This window comes from Niallia sp. FSL W8-0951 (assembly GCF_038006525.1).
Taxonomy (GTDB): Bacteria; Bacillota; Bacilli; order Bacillales; family Cytobacillaceae; genus Niallia; species Niallia circulans.
In genome coordinates this window covers 3,397,130-3,419,521 of sequence record NZ_JBBOVK010000001.1, presented here as the reverse complement: position 1 = coordinate 3,419,521, position 22,392 = coordinate 3,397,130, and the positions used below count along the sequence as shown (strand labels likewise).

Genomic DNA, 22,392 nt, shown 5'->3' with positions numbered 1-22,392 from the left:
CACTTATAATATGAGGCTCATGTCTTATATTGTAAGAGATTTAGGTTTTTTTGTTTTTCATGATTCGACACGATCTGAAAATTTTGCTAAATAATACATGTTGGAGGTGTCACCATCATGAAATATGAACAACTAGCAAAAGACATAATACAAAATGTCGGCGGGAAAGAGAATGTAAAGAGCGTAACCCATTGTATTACACGTTTACGTTTTAAGTTGAAAGATGAAAGTAAGGCAAACACAGAGGTATTAAAAGACATGGATGAAATTGTAACCGTTATCAAAAGCGGTGGACAATACCAAGTGGTAATTGGAAATCATGTGCCAGATGTCTACAAAGATGTTGTGGCAGCAGGCGGATTTTCATCATCAGCCCCAGTAGATCCAGAGGATGAAAACCAAGAAAAACAAAGCTTGTTCAATCGCTTTATTGATATTATCTCAAATATTTTCTCCCCAGTTTTAGGTTTGCTAGCTGCAACAGGTATTATCAAAGGTTTTAATGCATTATTCGTGGCATTTGGCTGGATCAGTAATGTACCAGTAAATGCTCAGACAGGGGCAGTGGAGTCTACCTATGGAATCTATGCCTTATTAAATGCGATAGGAGATGGTTTCTTCGTATTTTTGCCAATCTTCTTAGGTTATACGGCAATGAAAAAGTTTGGCGGAACACCTATGTTAGGGATGGCTATCGCTACAGCTTTGGTACACCCAACTCTTGTGGATATCAAAGCGCTTGATCCAATTATGACAGTTTTTCAAGGAACACTATTTGAATCACCAATTCAAATCGAATTTTTAGGAATTCCCGTTGTTCTAATGACTTATACATCTAGTGTTATTCCGATTATCTTAGCAACCTATTTTGCGGCAAAAGTAGAAAAATGGTTAGCAACGGTCATGCCAGCGGTGGTAAAAAGCTTTTTTGTTCCACTATTCACCTTGTTATTGATTGTCCCACTAACATTCTTAATTATTGGACCTGTATCAACATGGGCATCAAACCTTCTTGGTCAAGGAACTTTATGGATTTATGAAGCTGTTCCAGCTATTGCAGGTTTGGTCATGGGTGGTTTTTGGCAAGTATTTGTTATCTTTGGTCTTCACTGGGGATTCGTTCCAATCGGTTACAATAACTACCCCGTATTAGGCTATGATAATTTCTTAATAATGACATTTGCAGCATCATTCGCGCAAATTGGTGCCGTCCTAGCTGTTATGCTTCTTACTAAAAACAAAAAGGTAAAATCATTAAGTATTCCAGCCTTTATTTCTGGTATCTTTGGTGTAACAGAACCAGCAATTTATGGGGTGACACTACCACTTAAAAAGCCGTTTATTATCAGTTGCATAGGCGCAGGCATAGGTGGGGCAATCATTGCGGTCATGAATGCAAAATCATATTCTCCAGGTCCACTAGGAATTTTCAAAATTCCTACATTGATCAACCCAGAAAATGGTGTAGATACAGCCTTCTGGGGTGCGATGATTGCGATTGGTGTTGCATTTGTATTATCATTCGTTCTTACATTATTGTTTGGTGGTATTAATAAACAAGCAAAAGAAGTGGTTAGTGAAGGGAAAGAAATAATGAAAGGAGTAAGAAATGAAGAAATAGTTAGCCCGATTTCTGGTGAACTAATCTCTCTGAAAGAAATTCCTGATCAAGTTTTTGCTTCCGAATCAATGGGGAAGGCGTTGGCATTATCCCTTCAGCAGGGAGGGCTGTATCTCCAGTAAACGGTATTGTTACGACTCTTTTCAAAACAAAGCATGCCATCGGAATTACATCTGACAATGGGGCAGAAATCTTAATTCATATTGGAATGGATACAGTCAAGCTGGAAGGTAAATACTTCACAGCACATGTAAAGCAAGGAGATAAAGTGAGTGCTGGTGACTTGTTATTAGAATTTGATATGGAAAAAATTAGAGAAGAAGGATACAATCTGATTACTCCTGTTATTATTACAAACAGTGCAGATTATAAACAAATTGATACGATAAAGGAAAGGACAGTAAGTGAAAAGCAAGTTGTCATTACGGCTGTTTAATCAGCGTTATTCAGAATAAAAAGTACATTGTTTTCTGGGGGGGCGGCCGACACTAGCTAGATGGCAGTAGCGATGCTTGTTGGAAGCGCTTCTTTGATTTTCTGTTTATACAACGGAAGAAATTCAACTATTGATTAAAAATACTAATAAGAAGAGGGAAGGTCACCATAGGGGAGAAACCTTCCTTTTTCTAATCGTGCGGGAATAACGGACAAAACTCCTCAATAACAAGTGCGTTCTTACCGCTCCATATAAAATAAACACTTTTATCCATTTTAAGGGGGTATCTCATTAAAAAAATCTAAATAAAATCAGTCTGAATCAATCTTTAAATTTGTATCCACCTTTGAAAAAATAAAATGTGTTACAGTGTGAGCAAAAGGGTTTATATCTTCAATAAATTGTTCTGCTTTGGCAAATGTATCGAATTGCATTTTTAGCATATAGCAGGCATTTCCGGCAATTCTGTAACAAAACTCTACATTTGGCTGCTCCTCAATATACCTTTTAAAAGAATTATAATCACCATTTTTGACGGTTGCTTCAATAATACATTGAATAGGAAGTCCAAGTTTACTGTAATCCACTTCTAAAGTATACCTTTTGATTATTCCAAATGACTCCATTTGCCTTACGCGTTCTGTTACAGACGGAGAAGATAAATTAATTCTTCTTCCAAGTTCACTCATCGATAATCGACTATTTTGGTTTAATTCATCGATTATTTTCTTATCAATTGAATCTATTTTCATTTTTAATAAAAAACCTCCATATTTGTTAAGTTTGTAAAGTGTATCTATAAAAAATGTATCATTTTTAATGGGAACCTTTCATAATCTCCAGTAAAATTAATTCTACAAGGAGGTAGTAAGGATGGCAAGAATTAATGAATCAAAAAACGGTGAAACACCTTTTCAAAGACTCTTAGGATATAATGTAGATGTCTTAAATGGATGGAATCAATTAGGAGATGTGTTAGAAAAAGATTTGAATCTATCATCCCATCTAAAAGAACAAGTAAGAAGAACATTAGCACAAAGCAATGGGTGTGAATATTGCAAGGCAAAGGGAAAACCTGAATCTCACTTGTTCGATGAAAAAACGTCGATTGCAGTAGGGTTTGCAGAAGTCTTTTTGAAGCAAAAAGGGGACATTTCAGATGCCCAATTCAATATATTGAAAGAGTATCTTTCAGAAGCGGAAATCAGTGAGCTTATTGCGTTTATCACCTTTACTACCGCTTCCCAATATTTTGGCGCAATAATGAAATTAGAGCCTATGACAACTTAATAAATTCAGAGGGACGGTTCGGCCGTTTAATTAATGGCAAGAAGATTGGAGATAAATAGAAATAAAGATAGAGAAACATACCGCAAATGGAGATTTTTGCTATAAGCAATTAAGGTATTACCAAGCTCTAAGTAATAGATTGGTAAAAATTTGTTTACAGTTATGTCTGGCAGCCGATAACAAGAAGAGGTGGTGAAAAAAATGGATATTGCTGCATTATCAATAGGAATGAAGCAAGCAAGCTTATCGCAAAATGTCGGCATAGCTTTAACAAAAAAGGCAATGGATACCGCTGAACAGAATAATGATCAATTACTAAAAATGCTAGAAGCCCCACATCCTACATTAGGGAAATCAATTGATCTTTCGGTTTGATATTGGTATCCAGCGCCAAGCAGGTGAGGGCAAGGAAAAGGAACCATTTTCATGGTTCTCAGCTTGTGGAGAAAGGCACTATATTTTCTTCCACAAGCTTTTTTATTTGGTTTAATATTTATTTTTTTCACTGCCTTCCATCATTTTTATGTAAAAAACAAGGATCGTCACAATTACCCTAGCTTGGCTAGGTGCATGGCGATCTTTTTCATATTCTGACACGCTGCGGTGAGTAACACTTGCTCACTCGCGTTGCGCAAGCCCCGTAACCGGCAATAGCGAAGCCCATGCAGTTCTTTTGAATCTGCGAAGCTTCGCTCGACTTTCTCTTTTCTAAGTTTATAAAGCATTTTTCCGGAAAGGGAGAGTCTGTTTAGGCGTACCTTCTCCTTGAACTCTTCCCACACATGGCGTGTTATGACCTTTTGTTTGTTCTTTGACCTTGTGCACTCCTTCAGGAGTGGGCATTCCGAACATTTTTTAGCATCCGACTTATATTCTCTATATCCTTCTCTTGTTGTAGTGCGATAAACTAACTCCTGGCCATTCGGACAAACATAGACATCCTTTTCTTTGTCATAAGTAAACTTCCACTTTGGGAAAAGTCCTTTTGTGGGCTGAAATCTTCGGTGGGCAATGACGCCAAAAATACTTCTGTCGTGAAGACCTTTACAAATGGGATTCGTTAAATAACCTGAGTCTAGTGCTACAGCTTCCACTTTAAATCTAAATCGCTCAATCTGACGATCCAATCTAGAAAGATAAGGGACAGAGTCATGGACATTTCCAGGAGTAACATAGGCATCAGTTATAATATTAAACTTCATATCCGTTGTTCGGTGGTCAAGGTAACAGAACATTTCCTGCTTGTTATCCCTGGACATAAAGCCACAATCCGGATCGGTTGTACTTTTTCGGATTTCTTTTGTCTCTGTCACCTCCTCTATATCTTTTAGAGCTTTTTTCCGTGGTTTGATCGGTCTTCATCAATAGCTTTATTGAGTTCATCTATGTATTCACGAGTCTCCATTTCTACTTCTTGACGAGTGAACTTGTGCTTGTTGGCATTCGCTTTAAGGTGAGTGGAGTCAGTAAATAAAACTCTTCCACCGACCATTTTATGATTGATAGCTTGAAGGACAATTTCATCAAAGATTTCTTGAAAGATGTTTGTATCCTTAAAACGAGTTCGTCGGTTCCAACTGATTGTTGAATGATCCGGAACGGGATCATTGAGCTTTAAGCCAAGGAACCATCGGTATGCCACGTTCATCTGGACTTCGCGTTCTAATTGTCGCTCTGAGCGGATGCCATAAAAATAACCAATGAACATCATCTTAAATAGCATAATTGGATCCGAAGGACGCCCGTTTTTCTCAGAATAGAAGGGACGGACTTTCTCCCCAATAAAAGAAAAATCAATGTACTTATCAACCTTTCTTAGAAGATGATCCTCCGGGACCAAGTCCTCAATAAAAACAAATTCAGCTTCATTTTGTGATTCTTTTTTCGGTTTGAACATACCATCCACCATCCTAGTAATATTAACTATATTATATCATATTAACGCGGTGAATTAGTGAAGCAAAAGCATAAAATAAAGACTGTCGAGAGTTTCTCGACAGCCTGGGAACCATTTTTATGGTTCTTTTTTCTTTGTAGGTCAATTGTATCTTTATAACATATCTCTATCTCTTTTCTTTTTCGGAAAAATTTATGACAAGCGCTTAAATGAAAAAATGGATTTTTGATATAAAAAGGACAGGTTCCACGTCCTGGTTTAAGTAAATTTATTAAAAGAAGGAACAATAATATAACGCAAGAAGCTTCTAGTGAGTTGATCCAACTCTCTGAAGCTTCTTTTTTCTGAAAAAAACTATTTTATATGTGGGTTTTATAGATTTGAAATTGCCTTCAAAGGATTTATTTTAGCGATTATTTTTTTGTTAGCGATTCCACAAAACATATTGACACTGCAAATAAGGGGTGATATTATGTATCGGAATTAATCACATATATGATTTTGCATCACATATGTGATATGAAGGAAGGGGAGGATTGGATGTCAGTTAAATCTGCCGAAAGGGTTCTGCGAATTTTTGAACTACTTGCCCATTATCCGGATGGGTTATCAATTAAAGAAATTAGTGAGAAACTTTCATTCCCGCAAAGTAGTACATCTAATCTCGTGGCGACGCTTTTGGAACAGAATTATCTAAGTATAGATGTATTGAAGCGATTTAAATTAGGAGCAAAATTAGTCCATATTGGTACACTTGCTATGGAAAATATGGATATATCTATCCAAGCTAAGCCATATTTGCAAAAATTAATGGAAAATGTTCAAGAGACTGTATTTATGGCAACGCTTGCTGAAAATGAATTAGTCTATGTCCAAAAAATAAACAGCAATCGCTCAATCCGTACGACTGCCCAAACTGGCTATCGTAAACCATTGTATAGCACGGGGTTGGGGAAGACCTTTTTAGCTAATATGTCAGAAGAAGAGAGAAAGCGGATTTTAGACCAGATTGAACTTGTTCCGATTACTGAGAAAACAGTGACAGACAGAGCGGAATTAGAAAAAGAGCTTTATCAGTATTCGATGATTGGATATACGATTGATGATGAAGAAGGAGAAGAAGGATTATATTGTGTGGCGGCACCTGTATTTGGACCAGGACGCAAGCTGGAAGCAGCAATAAGTGTAGCAGGCCCAAGGGAAAGAATGCTTAAACAAAAAGAAGAAGTAGTAGAAAGAGTTCTTTGGACAGCGAAGAAAATTTCGGAAAGTATGGGTTGCATTTTATCCCACACTTAGCAGACAGTAAGACTCAACCGTATGCTTATGAGAATTTGGAGAAGATTGGTTGAGTTTAACTGTCCGTATAGGTTCGAATGGTTCGACTAATCATCAGTGGGGTTGGTCATCTGATGGAAGTTTCACGTTATAAGAAACGAGGTGAAGAGATGGATGTTATTAGTATCGGTGAGACGATGGTTTTATTTACACCCAATACACTCGGCAAAATCCGCTATGCGAATCAGTATACTTCGAGGATTGCCGGTGCTGAGACCAATACTTTGATTGGTTTAGCAAAATTAGGCCATCAGGCTGGGTGGATCAGCCGGCTGGGCCGTGATGAATTTGGTGAGATGATTTTAAATACAGTTCGAGGAGAAGGGGTAGATGTTAGCAAGGTAGTGATTGATGAAACAGCACCAACAGGAATTCTCTTTAAGGAAATCTTGAATCAGGATGCTGTCAATATTTATTACTATCGCAAAGACTCAGCTGCAAGCAGGCTAGAACCAGCTGATTTAGATAGAGACTATATAGCCAATGCGAAATACTTGTATCTATCTGGAATTACACCTGCCCTTAGTCTATCTTGTAGAAAAGTTGTGTTTGAGTCGATTGAAATTGCAAAAGACAACGGATTAAAAATAGTCTTTGACCCCAATATACGCAGAAAGCTTTGGGATGATAAGGAAGCAAGAGAAGTCATTCTGGAGATAGCGGCGAAATCCGATATTGTCTTGCCAGGTATAAGTGAATGTGAATTTTTATTTGGCACGAAGGAATATGGGAGAGCAGTTCAATCCTTCCACGAGATGGGAGTGGAAATAGTAATTATTAAACTTGGAGAGAAGGGTGCCTATTACTCTACTACTGATAGCAAAGGATATATTGATAGTTATCCAGTAAAAACAGTAATTGATCCAGTAGGTGCAGGAGATGGATTTGCTGCAGGCGTCCTGTCTGGGCTGCTTGATAAATTAACCATCAGTGAAGCAGTAAAAAGAGGCTGTGCCATCGGAGCTATGGTTTGTTCTACTAATGGAGATATAGAAGGACTTCCTAGCAAAAGGGAATTAAATCAATTTTTTCAATCCGACTTAACCGATGAAGTGAATAGATAATAGAAGGGAAGCGGTAATAAGATGAGTACACTTCAGAAAATTTTCGATCATAAATTAATTGCCATCATACGAGGGGCTGACCCAGAGGATACATTGAAAATTGTTAAGTCCTTATATGAAGGGGGAATAAGAGTAGTCGAAATTACGATGAATTCGCCGAAAGCGCTAACAGCCATTGAAAGGGCAGTCGACGAATTTGGAGACAGAATGGCGGTAGGTGCTGGTACGGTGTTAGATGCAGAGTCTGCGCGAAGTGCTCTGTTAGCTGGTGCTCAATTTATTTTATCCCCGACTTATAAAGAGGAAACCATCCGGATGACCAAAAGATATGGTGCAGTTAGCATTCCTGCTGCTTTCACCCCAACTGAAATTTTGGAAGCGTACGAGTCTGGAGGGGATATTATAAAAGTTTTTCCAGCCACTGCTGTAGGTCCGAAGTTTATCAAGGATATTCATGGGCCATTGCCGCAAATACCATTGTTACCAACTGGCGGAGTGGATTTAACAAATGTGAAGGAATACTTAGAAGCCGGGGCTGCAGGATTGGGAATTGGTAGTTCGTTAGTAGACACAAAAAAGGAAATAACGGAACAATATTTACAAGAATTAACTGAAAAGTCAAATAAATTTACGTTGTTAGCACAAAATTATTCATTATAAGGAGTGTTTTTTCTATGAAAATAACAGGCTATGAATTATTCACCGTACAACCACGTTGGTTATTCTTGAAAATCGAAACAGATGAAGGAATTGTTGGATGGGGAGAACCAGTAATTGAAGGGAAAGCGGCTACAGTCAAAGGGGCTGTAGAAGAACTAATGACGTATCTAATTGGGAAAGATCCATTAAGAATTGAAGATCACTGGAATGTCATGTATAGAGGAGGCTTTTATAGAGGCGGTCCGATTCTTATGAGTGCTATCGCTGGAATTGATCAAGCACTTTGGGATATAAAAGGAAAATACTATGATGCCCCAGTCTATCAATTATTAGGCGGAGCATGCCGTGACTCTATCAAGGTTTATTCATGGATTGGCGGAGACCGCCCAAGTGATACGGCAAGAGCGGCAAAAGAGTGTGTCGATAAAGGGTTTCAAGCGATAAAGATGAATGCATCGGAAGAAATGCAATACATAGATTCCTATGAAAAGGTGAATAAAGTACTTGAAAACGTTGCAGCTATTCGTGCAGCCGTTGGCAAAAATATCGGGATTGGAATTGACTTTCACGGGCGTGTGCATAAGCCAATGGCAAAAGTGCTAGCTAAAGCATTAGAAGAATTTAATCCAATGTTTATTGAAGAACCAGTATTACCAGAAAATAATGAAGCATTAAGAGAAATTGCATCATTAACGGCTATCCCTATCGCAACAGGCGAACGTATGTTTTCAAGATGGGATTTCAAATCCTTATTAAGCGATGGATATGTTGATATTATCCAGCCAGATTTATCCCATGCAGGTGGAATCACGGAATGCAAAAAAATTATCAGTATGGCTGAAGCTTATGATGTAGCAGCTGCACCACACTGTCCATTAGGGCCGATTGCATTAGCGGCTTGTTTACAAGTAGATGCAACAGCACATAATGCTGTCATTCAAGAACAGAGTCTAGGTATTCATTATAACCAAGGCAGTGATTTACTTGATTACTTAAAGGATCCAACAGTCTTTTCTTACGAAGATGGTTATGTGAAAATTCCGCAAGGACCTGGACTAGGGATTGAGGTTGATGAGGATGTTGTTCGTGAAATGGCGAAAACAGGTCATCAATGGCAAAACCCAGTATGGCGTCATCGTGATGGAAGCGTGGCAGAGTGGTAAGGATGCTGGTTGTACGGCAGGGAGAAACTCCCTGCCGTAGAAAGAAAAGGATTGATAGTGAAAGAGGACGATAGGAGGACTAAGATAAGAACAAAGCAACAAAGGTTCGCTATAGTGTTGTATTCATGTTATTTATAACGGTTATTATTAACTATATGGATCGAAGTAATATTTCTATTGCAGCTCCCTTTATTACGGAAGAGCTAGGATTAAGTTCTGTGACAATGGGTCTTATTTTTTCAGCTTTTGGTTGGACGTATTGCTTGCTTCAAATTCCAGGTGGCTGGGTGTTGGATAAACTAGGGAACCGGAATACTCATGCAATTGGGATTGCAGGATTCTCCCTTATGACTTTACTTCAAGGATTTGCAAGCGGTTTCTTAGGACTGTTTATATTACGAGTAGGTTTAGGAGTTTTTGAAGCACCAGCTTTCCTGACAAATAGTAAGGTTGCAGCTAGCTGGTTTCCGGAAAATGAACGTGCAAGAGCAATTTCCATTTACACCTCAGGTCAATTTATTGGACTAGCATTCCTAACACCGACTCTTATTTTCTTCCAACAAACGTTTGGATGGAGAGGCCTGTTTATTGTTACTGGTATTATTGGACTTGTGTGGGCCGTTCTTTGGTTCATTCTTTATCGCGATCCAAGCAAAAGTAAAAAAGTGAACAAGGCCGAACTTGATTACATTCAAGCTGGAGACGGCTTTGTTGATGCAGCTGCTGATAAAGCGGACAAACCGAAAATCGGAAAGAAAGATTTCGCAACGGTCTTAACAAGCAGAAAGCTTTGGGGAATCTATATTGGCCAATTTGCAGTTAGCTCCACCCTATGGTTTTTCTTAACTTGGTTCCCTACCTATTTAGTCGAGTATCGCGGCTTATCCTTTATTAAGACCGGATTTTTAGCATCCTTGCCCTTTATTGCTGCATTTATCGGGGTCCTTTCCGCAGGTTTCCTTTCCGACTTCCTTGTGAAAAAAGGAGTGTCTAGCAATAAAGCAAGAAAAACACCAATAATTGCAGGCTTAATCTTATCTACCTCCATTATCGGAGCCAACTATGTGAATAGTCCAAGCTTAATTGTATTGTTCATGTCTATTGCCTTTTTTGGTAACGGTTTCGCCTCGATCACATGGGTATTCGTTTCTCTATTAGCACCAAAACGACTAATAGGTATTGCCGGCGGCGTCTTTAATTTCATTGGGGGAACAGCCTCTATTATTATTCCAATTGTCATTGGCTTCTTAGTAAAAGGAGGCAGCTTTGCACCAGCTCTTACATTTATTGCCTGCATCGCATTAGTAGGCGCCCTGTCCTATATATTCCTAGTAGGGAAAGTCGAACGGGTACCAGAACGAACAGATAATGACAAAATAATTAACGTCTCTTAAGGAGCAGGGGATAGTTCCCCTGCTTCCTTTTTTAATTCTTCTATTATTGCTATTTTTTCCTACTCCCCTATCCTCGCTACTTTACCTTTTGCGCCAACTGACGATAAATTTCTAAAACAGAAGGAAGATATAAAATGAAAAGCACCTTCTTCATTTATGAATTATCCCAATATTCAAATTTGTTCAAAGTATACAAAATATTATGAAAATATCTACGAAACTGCTAATGTATATTTGCAAAGTAACCACTAATATAAATATTATGTTTATGTTAGTAAATATAACATCAGTCGTAATGGTGTGGCATAAAAAGTTGATTTTGGGATGAGGGGTACGAAAATTCATAGGTTTCTTAAAGGGAGATGGGAAAAGATGTTACATGGTAGATATAGCGGTCATGCTTTTGAAAAAAGGTTCTTACCTAGATTGACGTCCAAAGAAATTAAGGAATTAGATAAGGAAAACGCACTTGTTATTTTGCCGATCGGTGCAGTAGAACAGCATGGACCACACTTGCCTGTTTATACAGATACTTTAATAGGCGAAGGGCTGTTAGTGGAAGCATTAAATTTAATCCCAGATGAGGATGTTTGGATTTTACCATCCTTACCATATGGAAAGAGTACAGAGCATTTAGGAATGTCAGGAACAATAACATTGTCAGCAGACACTTTACAGGCTGTCATTCGTGATATTGCGAAAAGTGTAAAGGAAAGTGGGTTTAAAAAATTGCTTCTGTTCAATACGCATGGAGGGAATCATGATCTTCTAAATATGATGGCAAGAGAAGTACGGATTGAAACAGGGATGAATGTCTTTCGACTAAACCCTGATTATTCGGTCCTACATTCCCTTATTTCTGATAAGGAACAAAAGTACGGGATTCATGGAGGCGAGGTCGAGACGTCCATGGTGTTAGCGTTAAAAGAAGCATGGGTGGACATGGAACTTAGTCCAACAGAGTTTGTCCACTTACCTGAAGATACACAGCATTTATATTTGAAAGGAAACAGTTACTTTGCGTGGGTGATGAAGGATATATCGGAAACAGGAATTGCGGGAGATGCTGCTAGTGCGACCATTGAAAAAGGGGAACAGATTCTCCAATTAGTTAGTGAAAGCTTTGCCGGTGCTATTAAGGAAATGATTCATTTCGATCTTCGTACAGTCAAAAGCATAATATAATTCGAAAACTCAGGAGGAGGTTCTGTATGCAAAATACCAATGTGATGGAAGGACAAAAGCTGCATCCTTTAAATGAAACGATTGTTCATCTCCAAAATGTTAATAAGATTTATCCAAATGGGAAAACAGCCGTTCAAAATGTCAGTCTCGATATTGAACAGGGAGAGTTTGTATCCTTTGTTGGTCCATCAGGCTGTGGAAAATCAACGATTTTTAAGATGATTTCCGGGTTGATTGAACATACAGATGGAGAACTAACGATTCTAGGGAAGAGCCCTCGTCAAGCTCAAAAACAGAGCACAGATGTATCCTTCGTTTTTCAAGATGCTACCTTATTACCTTGGAGAAATGTAATGGACAATATTTTGCTTCCACTTGAATTCCAGCAAATCCCTAAAAAGCGAAAAGAGGAAATGGCAGAAAAAGTGTTGGAATTAGTAGGATTAAAGGATTTCCGCAAAGCTTTGCCAAGGGAATTATCTGGCGGCATGAAAATGAGGGTATCGATTGCCAGGGCGCTTGTGGCGAAACCAAAATTACTATTAATGGATGAGCCCTTTGGCGCATTAGATGAGATAACGAGACAAAACTTGCAAGCAGAGTTATTAAAAATATGGGAAAAGGAAAAAATGACCGTTCTATTCATTACCCATAATGTATTTGAAGCCGTATATTTATCAACGAAAATTGCCGTAATGACCCCTAGTCCAGGAAAGATAGAAAATACAGTCGAAGTGGACTTACCCTTTCCGAGAAATGCTGAATTAAGAACTTCCCATCATTTTAGTGATATAGCAGCAAAGGTTTCTCATTATTTACAATTTTAATAGGTGGTGATTTTTATGTGGTTAGATAAATTAATAGAGTTAGTGGGAGAAGAGAAGGTCATTGTAAGTGATAACTTAAGAGAACGATTGTCTAAGGATTATTACTGGTATTCGCCCGTACTATTCGAAGAATTAAAAGATAAAGTAGCTGATTGTGTAGTAAAACCGACATCGATAGAAGAGATACAAGGGTTGGTAACTTTTGCAGTCGAAAATAAAGTACCTGTAACGATTAGGGGAGCAGGAACAGGTAACTATGGACAGGCAATTCCTTTAAAAGGTGGAATTGTGCTTGATTTAACGAAAATGGATAAATTACTAGATTTAAAAGAAGATACCGTCAAAGTACAGGCGGGAATGCGTCTTGGCGCATTAGAAAAAAAATTACGAAAACAAGGAAAAGAACTAAGGATTTATCCAAGCACTTTTATGACTGCGACAGTAGGTGGTTTCTTGTGCGGAGGTTCGGGTGGAATTGGTTCCATTCGGTGGGGTAATTTATGGGATGGCAATATTCTAGGTGTGACGGTGATGACTTTTGAAGGCGAGCCGAGAATCTTTGAGGTAGTAGGAGAGGAAATAGAAGATTATATACATAATTACGGGACAACCGGAATTGTGTTAGAAGCTATTTTACCAGTGGAGGAGAAGCAAGAGTGGACCCAGCACATCATTTCCTTCCCGACCTTTAAAGAGGCGGTGAAATTTGGGGATGAGTTAGCCCATAAGGAAGAGATAACAAAACGTCTCGTATCTGTGTGTGAATGGCCGATTCCTTCTCACTTTCATTCATTAAAAGACGTTCTTCATGAGGAGAAATCTATTACGATGCTAGAAATAGAAGAGTCCTGTTTGGATGCATTACAAAGCTTAGTAGATAAATATAAAGGAAGTACAGATTTAATGATACCTGCTAACAACTATCATAAAGGTTTAAAGGTATCTGATTTTACATGGAATCATGCAACCCTTTGGGCTCATAAACATGGTGAGAATATGACATACCTTCAAGCTAGATTTAAGGTTGATCGTATTTTTGAACAGATGGATACATTGAGGGCTGAATTTGGAGAGGAGATTCAATTTCACTTTGAGTATATCAAGATAAAAGGAAAAATTACTCCTGCCTCCTTACCAGTCATACTCTATCAGTCAAAAGAAAGATTATATGAAATTATTGATTTCTGCCGAACGATAGAAGTGGAAATTAATGATCCCCATACGTACTTACTTGGATTTGGCGGTTATAATCTGAAAATGGAAAAAATCTTAATGAAGAAACGAGAAAATGATCCTTTCGATTTACTAAATCCAGGTAAGATTCCGGTGAAACAAGAATCAGAGATAATTTAAAAGGAGGGATATTATGGAACAAGCATCACAAAAGGTTACAGAAGTGCAGATAATAGGAATAAAAACGGATAAAAAATGGACGAAAGCGTTTAGCGTTTGGATTCCCCCTTTGATTGTATTTGTATTGTTTATGCTCCTTTGGCAATACGGTACCGTGCTATTTCAAATACCACCCTATCTATTGCCGAAACCAACAGATATTCTTCAAGCTTCACTAGAGAACTGGGAGAACTTGCGAAATGCAGTGACTAAAACGATTACTGCTTCTATCATTGGATTTATTTTTAGTGTGATTGGGGGAGTCATTGCAGCAATATTAATGGCTAGTTCGAAAATGCTGGAAAGAAGCTTGTATCCTTACGCCATTCTTCTCCAGACGATTCCGATTGTCGCGATTGCCCCGATCATTGTTATCTGGTTCGGATCTGGAACAAATGCGATTGTCATTATTGCCTTTACGATTGGATTTTTTCCAATGCTGTCGAATACCTTAGTGGGTTTAAATGCAACGGATCGAGGAATGATTAATCTACTAACCTTGTACCAAGCGTCTAAATGGAAAATTATGTGGAAGGTCCGCATTCCTTTTGCCCTCCCTTATATTATGGCAGGGCTGAAAATCTCCTGTACCCTTGCTGTGGTTGGTGCCATTGTCGGGGAGTATATTGCAGGCATTGGCGGTGGAGACGGTGGGTTAGGCTATGCGATTACCGTTGCCTCTAGTCGCATGGAAACAGCCTACTTATTTGCCTGTGGAATTTCTGCGAGTATTTTAGGGATTGTCTTTTTCCTGTTGGTCAATCTATTGTCAAAATGGGTTTTAGGATCCTGGCATGAATCAGAAATGAAACGAGACAATTAATAGGCATGTGATTTTTTACTAGATAATCGTAAAGGGGGAAATTAGTGAATGAGGAAAATAAAATCATACAAAAAAATTGGTGTGTTCGTCACTGCTATGTCTATGTTGCTGCTTACGGCCTGTGGAGATGCGAAGGAATCAGGCGGAAGCTCTAAGGATGGAGAATTAACGAAAGCTAAATTAGTTACAAATTGGTTTGCTCAGCCGGAGCATGGTGGGAACTATGCCGCCTTAAAACAGGATTTCTATAAAGAAGAAGGACTTGATATGACGATTGAGCCAGGCGGTCCGCAAATTTCGTCTACACAAATAGTCGCTTCTGGCAAAGCCCAATTTGGTTATACGCAAGCAGAGGACGTTCTAATCGCCAGAGATAAAGGAATACCTTTAGTAGCAATTGGCGCAATTTTTCAAAAAAGTCCTCAAGTATTAATAGGGCATGAAGGTGCATTAAAGGATTTCAAGGATTTAGATGGTAAAACAGTATACACAGCACCAGGCAGTGGCTATTGGGAGTATATTAAGAAGGCAAATGACTTAGAAGTGAAGGATATGGCTTATACCGGATCATTGGCAACATTTATTGATGACCCTAATGCCGTCACGCAAGGGTATGTTACTTCGGAGCCTTATGTTTTAGAGCAGGATGGAGTAAAAACAGACTACTTATTCATTCATGACTCTGGTTTTGAAACATATGCCAATGTTATTTTCACGACAGAGGATGTTATTAAAGATAATCCTGAATTGGTTCAATCCTTTATGAAAGCAACGGTAAAAGGCTGGGAATATTACCGTGACCATTCAGACGAAATTAATCCTTTTTTAAAGGAGAAAAATCCTGATTTATCCATGGAATTAATGGATTACGGAGCGAAAGCAGAAGAAGAGTTGATTTTCGGCGGGGATGCAAAAGAGCATGGATTTGGTTATATGTCTGATGAACGCTGGACAATGCTCCAAGATGAGCTGCTGGATCTTGGCATTATTAAAAAGAAAGAAGATGTTTCAAAAATATTTACGAATGATTATTTAGGTGAATAAGATGAAGGATATTCAATTGATCAATGTTTCTTTGCCATTGCTGAATACGGAAAAGCTTTATACCATTGTGATTCAAAACGGCATGTATACAAAAGTAGAACCACAAACCCAAAAGAGAAATGGGAATTTTTCCATATTTAAAGACATTTGGAGCAGTAAGGAAGATTATCAACCAATAATAGATATGGGGGGAAGAATTCTTCTTCCCTCTTTTATTGATATCCATACTCATCTTGATAAAGCATTCTCTTTAGAAACGGTGCCGAATAAGTCGGGGACGCTAATCGAAGCAATCAGAAATTATAGCGAAAAAGCTGCCTCTTTTTCCAAAAACGAAATAAAACGGCGAGTAATGAAAGGAGCACTTCAAGCACTCTCACATGGCACCACTCATATACGAACCCATGTTAACTTTGAATGGAATATATCGAATGAGTTGGCATTAAGCCATCTGCAAGCGGTACTAGAGGCAAGGGATTTGTTGAAGCCCTATGTAACTATACAAGTTGTTCCGATGTTCTCGGATTTGTCGGTGAAGTCGGAAAGAGAAAAAGATGTATTGAGAGAAGCGATTTCCTATGGGATAGATGGAATAGGCGGAGCACCACATTTATCACCGAACGCAACGAAAGATATCGATCAGCTGTTTGAACTAGCCGCTAAATATGATAAGTTCGTTGATTTGCATGTGGATGAACAGGATAATCCGGAAATTTGTACGATTGAAAGAATTATTGATAATACGAAGAAATGGGATTTTCAAGGAAGAGTAACGGCGGGGCATTTATGCTCTCTATCTGCTATGACAGAAGAAAAGTCCGATCGCATTATAGAAGAAATGGCTCTTCAACATATCTACGCTGTCACTTTGCCTGGTGCCAATATGTATTTGCAGGGCAGAGGAGATAAGGGAATCGTTCGAAGAGGAATAACGAGAGTACGTGAAATGCTGCAGAAAAAGGTCGGATTAGCAACAGCCTCCGATAATGTAAGTGATCCATTTCATCCCTTTGGTCGATTTGATTTATTACAAATAGGATTACTTACTGCTTATACAGCACATTTGGCGAGTGAAGAGGAGCTGATAGCTGTTTTAAATATGATAACTCAAACTCCAGCTGCTATTTTTGGGAAAAAAGCCCATGGAATGAAAGAAGGAGGGGTAGCTGAGTTTGTGTTATTCGATGCTACAAATATATATGATCTTTTTGCGAATCTATCTCCCGCGCGGTATGTATACAAAGATGGTGATTGGATTAGCAGCTCCCAATTCGAGCATCGATTCGGCGAAGGCAGTTTAAGTAGATTAGTAGAGATGGGATAAACAGATGAATGGAGTGAGAAGATGTTTGATCTAGTTTTAAAGAATGCTCAGCTTCCTTTTAAGGGAAATCCTACTAATATAGGTATAAAGGATGGGAAAATCCACTCCATTTCATCAAGCAATTTAATGGGGAATGAGGAAATGGATTTAGAAGGAAATGTATTACTGCCTCCTTTTGTGGAGATGCACACGCATTTAGATACGGTGCTGACAGCAGGGGAACCTTGGTTTAATCAATCTGGTACATTGGGAGAAGCAATTGATATTTGGTCTGTCAGAAAGCAATCGCTGACTAAAGAAGATGTGAAAAATAGAGCATTCAAAGCCCTTAAAATGTTGATGGAATATGGCGTGCTATATGTGAGAGCAGCAGTTGATATTTCCGATTCTGACTTAACAGCTTTGCATGCCATCATGGAATTAAGAGAAGAGCTGAAGTCATTCCTTTCTCTTCAAATAATCGCTTTCCCGCAAAATGGAATTATTTCTTGTCCGGAAAATCAAGAGCGGTTAGAAAAAGCAATATTACTAGGAGCTGATGCAGTTAGTGCAGTTCCGCACTTGGAAAATACGAGAGAGGAAGGAATTCAATCATTGGAATTCGCTTTTTCTCTAGCCAAAAAATATGAAAAAGAAATTCATATTTTTTGTGATGAAGTCGATGATGAACATTCTCGTTTCCTTGAAGTTGTCGCAAGCCTGACAATGCAGGAGAAAATGGAGGGAAAGGTAACCGCTAGCCACGCTAATGCCATGCTTTATTATTCAGATGCCTATGCCAACAAAGTCATGTCATTAGTGAAAAAGGCTCAAGTTACAATTGTCTGCTGCCCATTAGTTAACACTACGATGCAAGGGAGAGCAGATGCTCATCCAAAGGGGAGAGGTATTACACGTTTGAAAGAGTTAGCGGAACAGGGTGTAAATGTATGCATTGCCCATGATGATATCCAAACTCCTTTTTACCCATTCGGAAATGGCAATATCCTTCAAGCGGCTCACATGGCTCTTCATTTAGCACATATGACTGGAAGAGAGGAGCTGAAGCATATAGTGAACATGATTACGGTTAATGGAGCACAAGCTTACTCTATAAAGGATAAGTATGGGATTGAAGTAGGAAAAGAAGCGAATTTTGCCTGCTTTTCAGTAAAAGATGTATATGAGATTTTCTTTAAGCAACCAAAATGTAGGTATTTATTTAGGAAAGGAGCGTTAGTGGTAGAGACTGTTCCGGAGAGAACTAGCTGGAAATGAAAAGATTAGGAGAGGAAGCTTGAGCTAGAAATGGAGGGAAGGGGGATAAGAATGGCTAAATATGTAATGGTTGATAAGGATACATGTATTGCGTGCGGAGCATGTGGAGCAGCGGCCCCAGAGATTTTTGATTACGATGAGGAAGGATTATCAGAGGTGATGATAGATCATAATACAGGAACAGTAGCGTTAGCAGATGAATTATATGATGATTTATTCGATGCACTTGATGGGTGTCCGACTGGGTCTATTTTGGTAGAGAATTGTCCGTTTGGTGAGGAGAGTTGAAGTTTGTTAATGTGTTTACAGTTTTTTGGGGAAGAGAAGAGTGAATAGAGTCTATTTTGAGAAAAAGATAAAGGCATCCCCGTCTAAATTAGATGGGGATAAATTTTACTTGTAAAGCAGCTTAATTAGTGAATGTCGTTGTTTTTATTTAATTAATAAGGTATAAATATAGTATCTACATAGAAATTCTATATATTTATAGAAAAGAGATGATACAATGACAAAAACAAAATGGCCCCTGGCTTTACTAGCCGTAATGGATATAGTACTACTCATCATGCACTTTTCAGGCTATTATTTTATCTTCCTGCTGCCAACTGGTTATATCCTTCCGCTTATCCTTAACATTTTGATTTTATCTATTATGGGATTTCGTTCTGCACGCATTCGTTCCTTTTGGGTGATAATTGGTTTAATGCTCAGTATTCCTATTTTGCTTTTACACGCGCTCATGGTTTCCCTTTTGGAAAATAATTATACGACCATTGATTCTCCGGATAACAGGCAGTCGTTAGTGATTGAACATCGGAATTTTACCCTTGGTGAAACCACTTATTATTATGAATTCTACAAAACAAAGTTCGGACTTATCGGCAAGCATCTTGACGGCCAACCCATTAGAGTAATGGTTCGTTCTTCCGATATGGGTGATGGGGGAGATGAAAGTGCCATAGGGTGGGAAAACGCCCAATGGATTACAAAGGATGTGGTTCGTTTTCCAACGCTAGAGGGAGAAAAGGATGTGTATCTAAATCCCACTTCTACTCGTAATAATGCTATCCAAAATAAGAAGGAAGAAAACCAATCCTTTTCGTCAGAAATGACGGAAAGGATTGACATTTTTATGAAAATGGCGGAGAAGAAAGAGGATGGGCAAGCAATAGAGATTAATGGTAATCGCCTAGAGGTTCGTTATGATAAATCAGCGAATGAAAGCTGGATAGAAGTTGAAAACGACAAGGAGTCAGGAACGATTCCAAGACAGCAATGTTCCCGGATAGTGAGGAATGAGGAGAACGGCTATTATATGCTGGAGGAATGTACACATAGATGGGAATATCGGTTGTATCCTTTGGGGAACGGGGAAGAGCGTATATACAGATAATAAAATTTGTTTTCGAATCATGCTGATTAACGAGTACGATTTTGCACAAAAGCTGTTGATTATAATCGGTCTTTCCATATAGACAGATAGGGGGTAGAATCAAGCTAAGCAATTGCCCTTTATCTTTTTGCACATTACTTAAGTGCGAGGAGGAATATGACATGTCATTAGATAAACGCAGTACTGCGATATTAATGCAACTCATCCATGCAGACTCATATATGTCTGTGGAAGAATTAACAGAGAAATTAAATGTTTCCCGCCGAACCATCTATTATGATATAGAGAAAATCAATGACTGGCTCGATAGCCTTGGAATCGACAAGGTGGAAAAAGTGCGGAGTGCGGGATTTATTCTTCCAGATAAAGTGAAAAAGCTTATTCCAACCAACATACAGAAAGTCCAAGCCTGGCATTATGAATACTCACAAGATGAACGCAAGGCATGGATTGCTATTTATATCTTAATGGGCGGAAAACGATATTTTCTGGAAGACCTAATGGAAAAAACTAGAGTTAGTAGAACGACTACTATTGAAGATATTAAATCTTTAAAAATGGATATTTGCTCTTTTCATCTTCATTTGGATTTTGAACGGAAGCAAGGATACACCATATCAGGGGATGAAACGGAAGTTCGGAGAGCAATTGGGTATTATTTATCGATTGCCATCCCCGTCCAAAATCAGCATTCATTAGTAGCTGCTCTGCAAATTCAACTTAGCGACGCCAAAAACAGTGAGCAACTTTTAGCATTGCTGAAACAAGTTTATCATTTACTGTTCCAAAGCGAAAAAGAATTAAATATTAAGTTTACCGATAATATGCTTTACAGCTTAAGTTTGCGATTTATGCTATTTAGCATGAGAATAACGCAAGCAAAATATATAAAAATGGATGTAGTGGAAAAGGAAGTATTACGGAACACGAAAGCATTTTTGGTTGCAAAACAAATTTGCAGGGAACTCGAACGTATATTTCAAACAACCTTTCCTGAAGATGAACAGATTTATTTAACTACTTACTTATTAGGGGCGCGTGTTAATTACTCGGAAGAAGATTTAAATGACAATATCCTTTCAGAAGAGTTAATGAAGATTGCCAAAATAATGACGAATCAATTTCAAATCCTTGCTTGTACCTTATTTGATGATCAGGAAACCCTGGTGAAAAATCTCGTTCTCCATTTAAAACCTGCTTTTTATCGGGTCAAATATGGACTTGATGTCGAAAAAAATATTGTTGACGCTGTTAAATCCCAATTTGAAGAGGTATACTTCCTCACGCAGAAGGTGATTGAGCCCTTCGAAAAGCTGATTGGAAAGCAGCTGCCAGAAAATGAAATCGCTTATATTTCTTTTCACTTTGGAGGGTGCTTAAGGAGAGCTGGGACAACATTAATTACTAGGAAAAAAGCATTAGTCGTGTGTGCAAATGGGATTGGCACCTCTCAAATATTAAAACAGCAATTAGAAGGGTTATTCTCAACAATTGATATTACTGATTCTATTTCCGTTAGAGATTATGAGAAGAAGAACTATCATGTTGATCTTGTCTTTTCCACAACAGCGATTCAGAAAAAGGATACACCAGTTTTTATCGTTAGTCCTATTCTATCGGATGCTGAAAAGGAAAGCTTATTAAAAAAAGTAAACGTTATCTTTAATAGCACGCAAAAGCAGCATCTTGCCACAAATCGAATTATCGATGTGGTGGAACGATATGCAACGATACATCAAAAAGACGAGTTGATGAAGGAATTAAGACAATATTTAAATAGTCCAGAAATGACAATAACCGAAGCCTATAAACCAAACTTACTTGATATTTTAAAAGAAGAACATATCCAGACAACTTTAAATGTTCCAAATTGGAAATCAGCTATTAAATTAGCGGCTCGCTCCCTGATAGAAGGTGAATATATTACGGAAGCATACCGAGATGCGATGATTTCAAAAATTGAAAAGTATGGACCTTATATTGTTATTTCACCGAAGGTAGCGATTCCTCATGCTAAACCAGAAGATGGCGTCAAGAAACTAGGCATCAGTCTATTGAAACTTGAAGAAGCCGTTTCATTTTCAAATGATGAAAAGCATGATGTTTCCTTAATCATTACATTAGCTCCTTTGGATCAAGAATCACATCTCAGGGCTTTATCCCAATTAACAGGATTATTTTCCAAAAAAGACACAGTGAACAGATTAATCAAACTTCAAACAGCACAGGATATCTATCAATATATGAAACAATCCTTAATTGATCAGCAATTGGTTAACTAACA

At 38.3% G+C, this 22,392-nt stretch carries 19 protein-coding genes and 1 pseudogene; 18 read left to right on the top strand and 2 right to left on the bottom strand.

Annotated elements, in window-relative coordinates; genetic code table 11:
• Positions 1–117: 117 nt before the first annotated feature.
• Positions 118–2,057, top strand: a pseudogene (locus NSS71_RS16705) (beta-glucoside-specific PTS transporter subunit IIABC).
• Between the two features lie 311 nt (positions 2,058–2,368).
• On the opposite strand, the gene NSS71_RS16700 reads toward NSS71_RS16705, so the two are convergent.
• The gene (locus NSS71_RS16700) at positions 2,369–2,809 is read right to left on the bottom strand and encodes an Lrp/AsnC family transcriptional regulator (RefSeq protein ID WP_047941989.1); all 441 of its coding nucleotides are present in this window, start codon (positions 2,807–2,809) and stop codon (positions 2,369–2,371) included.
• Between the two features lie 121 nt (positions 2,810–2,930).
• Between NSS71_RS16700 and NSS71_RS16695 the strand changes: the two genes are divergently transcribed.
• Positions 2,931–3,347, top strand: coding sequence for a carboxymuconolactone decarboxylase family protein (locus tag NSS71_RS16695; protein WP_251689335.1), 417 nt, complete (start codon positions 2,931–2,933; stop codon positions 3,345–3,347).
• A 201-nt stretch (positions 3,348–3,548) separates the two neighbouring features.
• The gene (locus tag NSS71_RS16690; RefSeq protein ID WP_082138312.1) at positions 3,549–3,722 is read left to right on the top strand and encodes a YjfB family protein; all 174 of its coding nucleotides are present in this window, start codon (positions 3,549–3,551) and stop codon (positions 3,720–3,722) included.
• 173 nt (positions 3,723–3,895) lie between these two features.
• Here the strand turns inward: NSS71_RS16690 and NSS71_RS16685 are convergent.
• A protein-coding gene (locus tag NSS71_RS16685; RefSeq protein WP_156485408.1) for an IS1182 family transposase occupies positions 3,896–5,244 on the bottom strand; the annotation gives its coding sequence in 2 pieces (ribosomal slippage) (positions 3,896–4,680 and positions 4,680–5,244; 1,350 coding nt in all).
• A 540-nt stretch (positions 5,245–5,784) separates the two neighbouring features.
• Here NSS71_RS16685 and NSS71_RS16680 point away from each other — a divergent pair.
• The 15 genes from NSS71_RS16680 to NSS71_RS16610 all read left to right on the top strand — a co-directional run bounded on the left by NSS71_RS16680 (position 5,785) and on the right by NSS71_RS16610 (position 22,390).
• Entirely contained in the window at positions 5,785–6,543 is a 759-nt protein-coding gene (locus NSS71_RS16680; RefSeq protein ID WP_172865713.1) for an IclR family transcriptional regulator, read from the top strand.
• A 149-nt stretch (positions 6,544–6,692) separates the two neighbouring features.
• The gene (locus NSS71_RS16675; protein ID WP_047942156.1) at positions 6,693–7,646 is read left to right on the top strand and encodes a sugar kinase; all 954 of its coding nucleotides are present in this window, start codon (positions 6,693–6,695) and stop codon (positions 7,644–7,646) included.
• A gap of 21 nt (positions 7,647–7,667) precedes the next feature.
• Positions 7,668–8,306 (top strand): bifunctional 4-hydroxy-2-oxoglutarate aldolase/2-dehydro-3-deoxy-phosphogluconate aldolase, encoded by a 639-nt coding sequence (locus tag NSS71_RS16670; RefSeq protein WP_047941994.1) that lies wholly within the window; start codon positions 7,668–7,670, stop codon positions 8,304–8,306.
• Positions 8,307–8,320: 14 nt separating this feature from the next.
• Positions 8,321–9,469 (top strand): galactonate dehydratase, encoded by a 1,149-nt coding sequence (gene dgoD, locus NSS71_RS16665; protein WP_061799348.1) that lies wholly within the window; start codon positions 8,321–8,323, stop codon positions 9,467–9,469.
• Between the two features lie 125 nt (positions 9,470–9,594).
• Positions 9,595–10,863: an MFS transporter gene (locus tag NSS71_RS16660; RefSeq protein ID WP_341151840.1), complete on the top strand. Its 1,269-nt coding sequence runs from the start codon at positions 9,595–9,597 to the stop codon at positions 10,861–10,863.
• Between the two features lie 372 nt (positions 10,864–11,235).
• A complete protein-coding gene (locus NSS71_RS16655; protein ID WP_047942000.1) occupies positions 11,236–12,048 on the top strand; it encodes a creatininase family protein in 813 nt (270 codons plus the stop codon).
• 26 nt (positions 12,049–12,074) lie between these two features.
• Entirely contained in the window at positions 12,075–12,875 is an 801-nt protein-coding gene (locus NSS71_RS16650) for an ABC transporter ATP-binding protein (RefSeq protein WP_047942002.1), read from the top strand.
• A gap of 15 nt (positions 12,876–12,890) precedes the next feature.
• Positions 12,891–14,228, top strand: a complete 1,338-nt coding sequence (locus NSS71_RS16645) for an FAD-binding oxidoreductase (protein WP_047942004.1) — start codon at positions 12,891–12,893, stop codon at positions 14,226–14,228.
• Positions 14,229–14,241: 13 nt separating this feature from the next.
• Positions 14,242–15,090, top strand: a complete 849-nt coding sequence (locus tag NSS71_RS16640) for an ABC transporter permease (protein ID WP_123260435.1) — start codon at positions 14,242–14,244, stop codon at positions 15,088–15,090.
• Between the two features lie 48 nt (positions 15,091–15,138).
• The gene (locus NSS71_RS16635) at positions 15,139–16,134 is read left to right on the top strand and encodes an ABC transporter substrate-binding protein (RefSeq protein ID WP_047942006.1); all 996 of its coding nucleotides are present in this window, start codon (positions 15,139–15,141) and stop codon (positions 16,132–16,134) included.
• A 1-nt stretch (position 16,135) separates the two neighbouring features.
• Complete coding sequence (locus NSS71_RS16630; RefSeq protein ID WP_186440633.1) at positions 16,136–17,458, top strand: amidohydrolase family protein; 1,323 nt, start codon at positions 16,136–16,138, stop codon at positions 17,456–17,458.
• A 21-nt stretch (positions 17,459–17,479) separates the two neighbouring features.
• A complete protein-coding gene (locus NSS71_RS16625) occupies positions 17,480–18,715 on the top strand; it encodes an amidohydrolase family protein (protein ID WP_095259227.1) in 1,236 nt (411 codons plus the stop codon).
• 51 nt (positions 18,716–18,766) lie between these two features.
• A complete protein-coding gene (locus NSS71_RS16620; RefSeq protein ID WP_047942012.1) occupies positions 18,767–19,003 on the top strand; it encodes a ferredoxin in 237 nt (78 codons plus the stop codon).
• 217 nt (positions 19,004–19,220) lie between these two features.
• Positions 19,221–20,108: a hypothetical protein gene (locus NSS71_RS16615; RefSeq protein ID WP_172885252.1), complete on the top strand. Its 888-nt coding sequence runs from the start codon at positions 19,221–19,223 to the stop codon at positions 20,106–20,108.
• Positions 20,109–20,269: 161 nt separating this feature from the next.
• Positions 20,270–22,390 (top strand): BglG family transcription antiterminator, encoded by a 2,121-nt coding sequence (locus NSS71_RS16610; protein WP_047942014.1) that lies wholly within the window; start codon positions 20,270–20,272, stop codon positions 22,388–22,390.
• Positions 22,391–22,392: the final 2 nt, after the last annotated feature.

Bases quoted from the DNA above. Each gene is read 5' to 3' on its own strand.
- NSS71_RS16700 (WP_047941989.1), bottom strand. From the start codon at position 2,809: ATGAAAATAGATTCAATTGATAAGAAAATAATCGATGAATTAAACCAA.
- NSS71_RS16695 (WP_251689335.1), top strand. From the start codon at position 2,931: ATGGCAAGAATTAATGAATCAAAAAACGGTGAAACACCTTTTCAAAGA.
- NSS71_RS16690 (WP_082138312.1), top strand. From the start codon at position 3,549: ATGGATATTGCTGCATTATCAATAGGAATGAAGCAAGCAAGCTTATCG.
- NSS71_RS16680 (WP_172865713.1), top strand. From the start codon at position 5,785: ATGTCAGTTAAATCTGCCGAAAGGGTTCTGCGAATTTTTGAACTACTT.
- NSS71_RS16675 (WP_047942156.1), top strand. From the start codon at position 6,693: ATGGATGTTATTAGTATCGGTGAGACGATGGTTTTATTTACACCCAAT.
- NSS71_RS16670 (WP_047941994.1), top strand. From the start codon at position 7,668: ATGAGTACACTTCAGAAAATTTTCGATCATAAATTAATTGCCATCATA.
- dgoD (WP_061799348.1), top strand. From the start codon at position 8,321: ATGAAAATAACAGGCTATGAATTATTCACCGTACAACCACGTTGGTTA.
- NSS71_RS16660 (WP_341151840.1), top strand. From the start codon at position 9,595: ATGTTATTTATAACGGTTATTATTAACTATATGGATCGAAGTAATATT.
- NSS71_RS16655 (WP_047942000.1), top strand. From the start codon at position 11,236: ATGTTACATGGTAGATATAGCGGTCATGCTTTTGAAAAAAGGTTCTTA.
- NSS71_RS16650 (WP_047942002.1), top strand. From the start codon at position 12,075: ATGCAAAATACCAATGTGATGGAAGGACAAAAGCTGCATCCTTTAAAT.
- NSS71_RS16645 (WP_047942004.1), top strand. From the start codon at position 12,891: ATGTGGTTAGATAAATTAATAGAGTTAGTGGGAGAAGAGAAGGTCATT.
- NSS71_RS16640 (WP_123260435.1), top strand. From the start codon at position 14,242: ATGGAACAAGCATCACAAAAGGTTACAGAAGTGCAGATAATAGGAATA.
- NSS71_RS16635 (WP_047942006.1), top strand. From the start codon at position 15,139: ATGAGGAAAATAAAATCATACAAAAAAATTGGTGTGTTCGTCACTGCT.
- NSS71_RS16630 (WP_186440633.1), top strand. From the start codon at position 16,136: ATGAAGGATATTCAATTGATCAATGTTTCTTTGCCATTGCTGAATACG.
- NSS71_RS16625 (WP_095259227.1), top strand. From the start codon at position 17,480: ATGTTTGATCTAGTTTTAAAGAATGCTCAGCTTCCTTTTAAGGGAAAT.
- NSS71_RS16620 (WP_047942012.1), top strand. From the start codon at position 18,767: ATGGCTAAATATGTAATGGTTGATAAGGATACATGTATTGCGTGCGGA.
- NSS71_RS16615 (WP_172885252.1), top strand. From the start codon at position 19,221: ATGACAAAAACAAAATGGCCCCTGGCTTTACTAGCCGTAATGGATATA.
- NSS71_RS16610 (WP_047942014.1), top strand. From the start codon at position 20,270: ATGTCATTAGATAAACGCAGTACTGCGATATTAATGCAACTCATCCAT.